This is a genomic window from Brevundimonas sp. CURTG3B2_SDJG (genome assembly GCF_057364705.1).
This window is the reverse complement of sequence record NZ_JBNFOJ010000274.1, coordinates 1-3,696: the sequence shown is the minus strand read 5'-3', so window position 1 is coordinate 3,696 and position 3,696 is coordinate 1. Positions and strand designations below refer to the sequence as shown.

General features: G+C 72.4%; 2 protein-coding genes. Both read right to left on the bottom strand.

Going from position 1 to position 3,696, the window contains the following annotated elements; translation table 11 throughout:
• Window positions 1-1,898 (bottom strand): [protein-PII] uridylyltransferase (gene glnD / locus AC2W7C_RS14900; RefSeq protein WP_486002116.1); only part of this gene is annotated, 1,898 nt, incomplete at its 3' end.
• Between the two features lie 320 nt (window positions 1,899-2,218).
• Window positions 2,219-3,696 (bottom strand): DNA mismatch repair protein MutS (gene mutS, locus AC2W7C_RS14895; RefSeq protein WP_486002115.1); only part of this gene is annotated, 1,478 nt, incomplete at its 5' end.

Genomic DNA, 3,696 nt, shown 5'->3' with positions numbered 1-3,696 from the left:
ACCGCGACTCGCGTCGCGGGATGCGGCTCGACGCCCTCGTCCGCCGCGCGGTCAGATACGACCGAGGCCGCCGCGCCGGCGGTCCGGGCCCGCGCGACCAGATCGGGGAACTCGGCCAGAGGGTCGGCGCGAACCACGTCCTCGCCGCGAAACACCGCCTCGGTGCGCTGGTAGAGGTCGCGCATCAGCCGCCCCTTCCAGCCGTTCCACACGCCGGGTCCGACCGCGCGGATGTCGGCGACCGTCAGCACCAGCAGGGTGCGCAGGCGCTCCGGGTCGCCGACCAGTTCGGCGAAGGCCCGCACCGTCGCCGGGTCGGACACGTCCCGCTTCTGCGCGTAGTCGCTCAGCGCCAGGTGGTTGCGCACCAGCCAGACCACGAACTCCGTCCGGCGCGGGTCCAGCCCCAGCCGGTCGCAGGCCCGCCGGGCGGCGATGGCCCCGTCCTCCAGCTGGCCCCGGTCGCCGCCCTTGCCGACGTCGTGCAGCAGCATGGCCAGCATCAGGGCCTCGAAGTCGTCGATGCGATGGACGATCTCGGTCGCCGACGGATGCTCGGCCTTCAGCTTGCCGCGCCAGATGTCGTTGATGATGCCGATGGCCTGCAGCGTATGCTCGTCGACCGTATAGGCGTGGTACATGTTGAACTGGGTCTGGCCGACGATCCGCCCCCACTCGGGCAGGAACCGGCCCAGCAGGCCCGTCTCGTTCATCATCGACAGCACGCGATAGGGCCTCTGCCCCAACGCCAGGATGTCCAGGAAGGCCCGCGTCGCCTCCGGGTCCCGGCGCAGCGACGGCGTCACCAGCGACAGCGACCGCGACACCGCCGAGAAGGCGTCGGGGTGCAGGTCCAGGTCGTGCTGGTCGGCGGTGCGGAACAGGATCAGCAGCTTCTCGGGCGCCTCGGCGAAGATCTCCGGCCCGGTCACCGACAGGCGGCCGGCGCTCTCGACGAAGCCCTCGACCCCCAGCTTCCGCTTCCGCCCCGGGATCAGGCGCGACAGGCTCAGCGTCGGCTTCTGGTGACGCGCCTCCAGCTTGGCCGACAGGGCGCGGGTCAGGCCGCCGACGTCGCGGGCGACCAGGAAGTAGCGGCGCATGAAGCGCTCGACCGCCGGCTCGTCGCCGCGCCCGCGCCAGCCCATGCGCCGGGCCACCTCGGGCTGCAGGTCGAACGTCAGCTTCTCCTCGGCCCGCCCGGCGGTCAGGTGCAGATGGGCCCGGGTGCGCCACAGGAAGTCGAAGGCCTCCTCGAACGTCCGGCGTTCGCGCGGGGTCAAGAGGTCGTCCATCACGCGGGCGCCCAGCGGACTGTCGGGCGCCAGCGACCGGGCGATCCAGAAGAGGGTGTTCAGGTCGCGCAGACCGCCCTTGCCGTCTTTCACGTTGGGTTCGACCCGATAGCGGACCGCGCCGGACTTCTGGTGGCGGGCGTCGCGCTCTTCCAGCTTGGCGGCGATGAACGGCCGGGGGTCGGCGCGGCTGACCTGGGTCCGGAAGCGGGCGATGAAGTCGTCCGACAGCGCCTGGTCCCCAACCAGGGGTCGCGCCTCCAGCAGGGCTGTGCGCACCGTCATGTCGCTCCGGGCCAGCGCCAGGCATTCGTCGACCGATCGCGCCGCCTGGCCGACCTTCACCCCCAGGTCCCACAGGACGTAGAGCATGAACTCGATGACCTGTTCGGTGCGTGGGCTGGACTTCCACGCCCTGAGGAACAGCAGGTCCAGGTCCGAGAACGGCGCCAGCACGCCCCGGCCGTAGCCTCCCACCGCGATCAGGCTCAGCCGCTCGGCCTCGGTGGGATTGGGCGCGGGGTACAGCGTCCCGGCGGTGAACCGCCATAGCGCCGTCAGCATCTCGTCGGCCGCCTCGGCGTACAGGCGTGCGACGGTCACCCCGGTCGGCGCCGCCTTCCAGCCGCCGCGCGGCGCGTGCCCGGTCCGCCTCCCAGCTTTCGCGCAACAGCTCCGCGACGGCCTTGCGCACGTCCTGCGCCGAGGCGGCCTCGATGAGAGGGTCGTCGAGGGGCTGGGTCACCGCCGCTTTCCGCTTTCGTCATCCTCCGGGCCGCGAAGCGGAACCGGGGGACCCAGCGGCGCGCGCGAGCGCGAACCCGTCCCACACGCAGACCTTGGGTTTCGCCTTCGGCGCCGCTGGGTCCCCCGGTCTGCGCCGCTGCGCGGCTTGCCGGAGGATGACGAAAGAAGAGACGATCTCACTTCGCCAGCCCCTTCAGACGATACAGCGCCTCCAGCGCCTCCCGGGGGGTCAGCTCGTCGGGATCGATGCCCTTCAGCGCGTCGTCCACGGCCGACGACGGCGGCGGGGCGGGCGGCTCGGCGACCGCGAACAGGGGCAGGTCGTCCAGGCTGACGGTGGCGGCCTTCTCGCCCTCCAGCCGGTCCAGCACCTCGCGGGCCCGGACCACCACCGGAGACGGCACGCCCGCCAGCTTGGCCACCTGGACCCCGTACGAGCGGTCGGCCGCGCCCGGCGCCGCCTCGTGCAGGAAGACCAGGTCGCCGTTCCACTCCTTGGCCCGCATCGACAGGTTGCAGACGTGGGCCAGCCGCGTCTCCAGCGCGGCCAACTCGTGATAGTGGGTGGCGAACAGGGTGCGGGCGCGATTGCGGTCGTGCAGCGCCTCGGCCACGGCCCAGGCGATGGCCAGGCCGTCGTAGGTGGCGGTGCCCCGCCCGATCTCGTCCAGCACCACGAAGCTCTTCTCGGTCGCCTGGGTCAGGATGGCGGCGGTCTCGACCATCTCCATCATGAAGGTCGAGCGACCCCGCGCCAGGTCGTCCCCGGCCCCCACCCGGCTGAACAGCCGGTCGACCACGCCCAGCCGCATCGACCGGGCGGGCACGAAGGCGCCGGCCTGGGCCAGCACCACCAGCAGGGCGTTCTGGCGCAGGAAGGTCGACTTACCCGCCATGTTCGGGCCGGTGACGATCGACAGGCGCGCGCATCCGACGCCCGATCCGTCCAGGCGGCAATCGTTGGGCGTATAGGGGTCGCCGGCGGCCTTGACCGCGGCCTCGACCACCGAATGGCGGCCGCCCGACACCTCGAAACAGACCGTGGCGTCCACCTGGGGCCGGACCGCGCCGACTTCCTCGGCCCATTCCGCCAGGGCGGCGTGGGCGTCCAGTTCCGCCAAGGCCTCCGCGACCGCCTGCAGCGGGCCGGACAGCTCCTGGACCGTGCGCCGCCACGTCTCGAACGTCTCGCCCTCGATCGCCAGGGCGCGGTGCCCGGCCTGGCTGATCTTGGCGTCCAGCTCGGACAGTTCGACGGTCGTGAACCGGACCTGGTTGGCCAGGGTCTGGCGATGGATGAACGGGCTCTCCGCGGCCGGCCGCAGCAGCGGCTCGGCGGCCTTGGCCGAGGTCTCCAGGAAGTAGCCGAGCACCGCGTTGTGGCGCACCTTGAACGGCACGCCCGACTGCTGGACGGCGCGGGCCTCCAGATCGGCGACCACCTTGCGGCTGTCGTCGCGCAGCTGGCGCGCCTCGTCCAGCTCCAGCCGGAAGCCGGGGTTCACATAGCCCCCGTCCCGCGCCAGATGCGGCGGCTCCAGGACCAGACCCTGGGCCAGGGCCGCCAAAAGACCGCCCAGCTCCGGCGTCAGGGCCAGGCGGTCCAGGCAGGCGGCGATGCGCGCCGGCGGCCCCGTCAGCGGATCGCGGGCCG